This is a genomic window from Komagataeibacter kakiaceti JCM 25156, assembly GCF_000613305.1.
The window spans coordinates 1-3,911 of the sequence record NZ_BAIO01000206.1 but is presented as its reverse complement, the minus strand read 5'-3'; the positions used below and the strand labels follow the sequence as shown (position 1 = coordinate 3,911).

The 3,911-nt window shown below is 65.6% G+C and carries 1 protein-coding gene and 2 pseudogenes; 1 reads left to right on the top strand and 2 read right to left on the bottom strand.

Annotation, left to right across the window (positions count from 1 at the left end):
- Positions 1 to 234, bottom strand: a pseudogene (locus tag JCM25156_RS31075) (AsmA family protein); the annotation flags it as partial.
- Complete coding sequence (locus tag JCM25156_RS23515) at positions 231 to 1,958, bottom strand: AsmA family protein (RefSeq protein ID WP_242402602.1); 1,728 nt, start codon at positions 1,956 to 1,958, stop codon at positions 231 to 233. The pseudogene JCM25156_RS31075 and the gene JCM25156_RS23515, both read right to left, overlap by 4 nt.
- A gap of 224 nt (positions 1,959 to 2,182) precedes the next feature.
- Between JCM25156_RS23515 and ilvD the strand changes: the two are divergent.
- A pseudogene (gene ilvD, locus JCM25156_RS23510) lies at positions 2,183 to 3,911 on the top strand (dihydroxy-acid dehydratase); the annotation flags it as partial.

Below are 3,911 nucleotides of genomic sequence, written 5' to 3'. Positions count from 1 at the left end.
CGCCGGATTCGTCTCGACCTCCCTGAGCGCGCTGGCGCAGGCTGATTTTTCGCCCACGCCGGCCTCGATCGTGGGCAGCAGCCCGACGGGGGAGAAGACAAAGCCCGTCAGCACCGAAGCCAGGGCCCGGCCGATCACCTCCGCGCCCGGGGTGATGCGCGGATGCTTCAGCGACCCCGTGATGTACAGCGGCCCGGGCAACGAGGCGATGGCGAAATGGCGTGAGCGCGTCATGAGGCGTAGTCGATGGTATTGTTGCTGAAGCTGACATCCCCCTTGCCCACCGTGCGCGTATCACCCGTTTCCAGCAGCAGGGTATGGGTATGAAAAACGCCTTCCTGCAGCGGCATGTCCACGATCAGGCATTTCAGGTCGGTACGGGCGGGCAGGCCAAGCACCGAGAGCAGCGCCTTGCCGAACTCAAGCCCCACGAGATCGGGCAGGATGGCGGAAATATCGCCCCCTTCGTCCAGCGCCATGGTGACGCCGCCATTGCCGCTGCCCACGATCTCGGCCAGTGAACGACCCCGGCCATGGATCATGACATGCCCGCCAATGGTGCCCTGACCGTGATAGTTCCCCAGCGCCGTCATGAGGCGGGAAAGATCGATCTCCTCCATATCAACACGGATCCGCGCGTTGACGCCGTCCCCCTCGGGCACGAAGGTGCCGCTGCTGGCCAGCCTGCCGCGGCCCACCCCGAAGTTCAGGCGGTGAACGTCGATGACGCCATCGCGCACATCCAGCAGCACATCGATATTGTCGAGCGGCGTATGCCGGTTCTCGATATGGTCGCCATGATAGGCCAGATGCACGTTGGTGGCCCGCAGCCGGGGCAGGCTGATGGGCGTGGTGGGCAGGACCGCGCCGCTGGCCTCATGCGCCTTTTCTTCCGCCGCCTGCTGCGCGGTGGACGGATGCTCACCGGGCGTCGCCCCGAAAAACCCGCCCAGATCGGCCAGATCGACATGACGCGAATGCAGATCCGTATCCACAAAGGTCACGGCCTGATGCGGATCGACACGCAGCGTGCCGCCAAGGTCGCTGGAGCCGACCGTGCCCTCGAAATCATGAAAGCGGACGCGCCGGTCCAGATAATCCAGGCTGCCCGCCACATGATAGGCCGGTGTCTGTGGAATGACCACGCCCGTCAGTGGATAGAGCAGCGACATGTCCGGCCCCGCCAGTGTCAGCCGCAGCCGCGCGCCGCTGAAGGAGAGCGGATCCTCCACCGAGCCGACCAACGTCAGCTCCGTGGGGCCATGGTGAACCGCCACATCTATCGGGTAGGGCTGCGTCCGGTCCATGAGCGAGACCAGCGCCCCACCCGAAAACCGCCCCGTAATCGCCTGCCCGGTATAGGTGCCGCGCACATTCGCCACGATCCGTGGCCCGGCCCCGTCCTGCCCCGGGGTGGTGTGCACCTCGGCCCGCATGTCGCTCCGCAGCCCGGCATGCACCAGGTGCAGGTGGCCATCGGTAATGTTCAGCTCCCCGATCTGCGGCAGCGGAGTGGCTGCGTTCGCGGCACTGCCGGTTTTCTGGCCACCGGTCCCGCCTTCATGGGGGAAATGATAGTTCGCCTCGCCGCCCTTGCGGGCATCCAGTTCAACGGCCGGGCTGTCCAGCGCAATGACCGGCAGGTCCAGCCTGCCGCCCAGCAGGTGCCACAGGTTGACCCCCACCATCAGGTGCGCCGCCGTGGCGAAGGGGGGCAGGGTGTCAAATCCCTCCGGCTCGTCGATACGCACGTCATCGGCGGTGATGCGCGTGACCCGGCCGATCTGGACATGCAGATGCGCCAGCGTGACCCGGCGGCCCAGCGCCTCGCCCGCCCTGCGTTCGACCAGCGGCACGAACCAGTCCCATGACCAGAAAATGACCAGCGCCAGCACAGCCGCCGCCAGCGCGCCCGTAACCGGAAAATACAACTGTTCCAGCAGGCCGCCGCCGGGCATGTTCCGTTGGCTGTTCTCACGGTCCGGTCCGGACATACTGCGCACACTCCTTGTGCATGGAAAAAAAAGTATCAGATTAAACGGGTGGTCACAGCCGGAGTTGCGGCCACCATCCGCCGTCGCGCGCGGTCGGCCGCACCTTGGGGCTGGCGCGTGGCCCGCGTGTCCTGTATGCGGTCAGGCAGATTCAATCCCTTATCATACCTGATCGCGAGGTCACCGTCATGCCTGCCTATCGTTCCCGCACTACGACACATGGCCGCAACATGGCCGGTGCGCGCAGCCTGTGGCGTGCAACCGGTATGCAGGATGGTGATTTTGGCAAGCCGATCATCGCCATCGCCAATTCCTTTACGCAGTTCGTGCCCGGCCATGTCCATCTCAAGGATCTGGGGCAGCTCGTGGCGGGCGCGGTGGCCGATGCGGGCGGCGTGGGGCGTGAGTTCAACACCATCGCGGTGGATGACGGCATCGCCATGGGCCATGGCGGCATGCTGTACAGCCTCCCTTCGCGCGAGCTGATCGCCGATGCGGTGGAGTACATGGTCAACGCGCACTGCGCCGATGCGCTGGTGTGCATAAGCAACTGCGACAAGATCACGCCGGGCATGCTCATGGCGGCGATGCGGCTGAACATCCCCACCATCTTCGTATCCGGCGGGCCGATGGAAGCGGGCAAGGTGCTGAACAACGGCGCCGAGCAGCAGGTTGACCTCATCACCTCCATGGTAGCGGCGGCCAACCCCGATGTCAGCGATGAACAGTCGAACCGGATCGAACGCTCCGCCTGCCCCACATGCGGGTCGTGCTCGGGCATGTTCACCGCCAATTCCATGAACTGCCTGACCGAGGCGCTGGGCCTTGCGCTGCCCGGCAACGGCAGCCTTGTCGCCACCCATGCCGACCGGCGCGAACTGTTCATGCGCGCGGGCCGCGAGATCGTGGCGCTCGCCCGCCGCTGGTACGAACAGGATGATGAAACCGCCCTGCCGCGCGGCATCGCCAGCAAGGCCGCGTTCGAAAACGCCATGTCGGTCGATATTGCCATGGGCGGCTCGACCAACACCGTCCTGCACCTGCTGGCGGCGGCGCATGAGGGGGGCGTCCAGTTCACCATGGCGGATATCGACCGCCTGTCCCACAAGGTGCCGAACCTGTGCAAGGTCTCGCCCTCGCGCATGGATGTCCATATGGAGGACGTGCACCGCGCGGGCGGCATTCCCGCCATCATGGGGGAACTGGCCCGCATGGGGCTGCTGCATGGCGATGTGCCCAGCGTGCACGCCCCCACGGTGACGCAGGCCCTGCATAAATGGGACATCAGCGCGCCAACGGTGGATGAGGCGGCGCGGACCTTCTTCCGCGCGGCCCCCGGCGGCGTGCGGACCACGCAGGCGTTTTCACAGTCGAGCCGGTATAAAACGCTTGATACCGACCGCGCGAACGGCGCCCTGCGCGATGCCGACCATGCTACAGCCGTGACGGCGGGCTGGCGGTGCTGTTCGGCAACCTTGCGGAGGATGGCGCCATCGTCAAAACCGCCGGTGTCGCGGCGAACCTGCTGACCTTTACCGGGCCCGCGCGCATTTTCGAAAGTCAGGACGCCGCGGTTTCCGCCATCCTGAACAACGACATCGTGGCCGGGGATGTGGTCGTGATCCGCTACGAAGGCCCCAAGGGCGGCCCCGGCATGCAGGAAATGCTGTATCCGACCAGCTACCTGAAATCCAAGGGACTGGCCGAGAAATGCGCGCTGATTACCGATGGCCGCTTTTCGGGCGGGAGTTCGGGGCTGTCGATCGGCCATATCTCACCCGAAGCGGCGGAAGGCGGGATCATCGGGCTGCTGGAGGAAGGCGATACGATCGAGATCGACATTCCCAACCGCATCCTGCGCACCACGGTCAGTGATTCGGAGCTTGCCGCCCGCCGTGACCGGATGGAGGAACGCGG

Coding starts and splice junctions, on each gene's coding strand:
- JCM25156_RS23515 (WP_242402602.1), bottom strand. CDS start 1,958: ATGCCCGGCGGCGGCCTGCTGGAACAGTTGTATTTTCCGGTTACGGGC.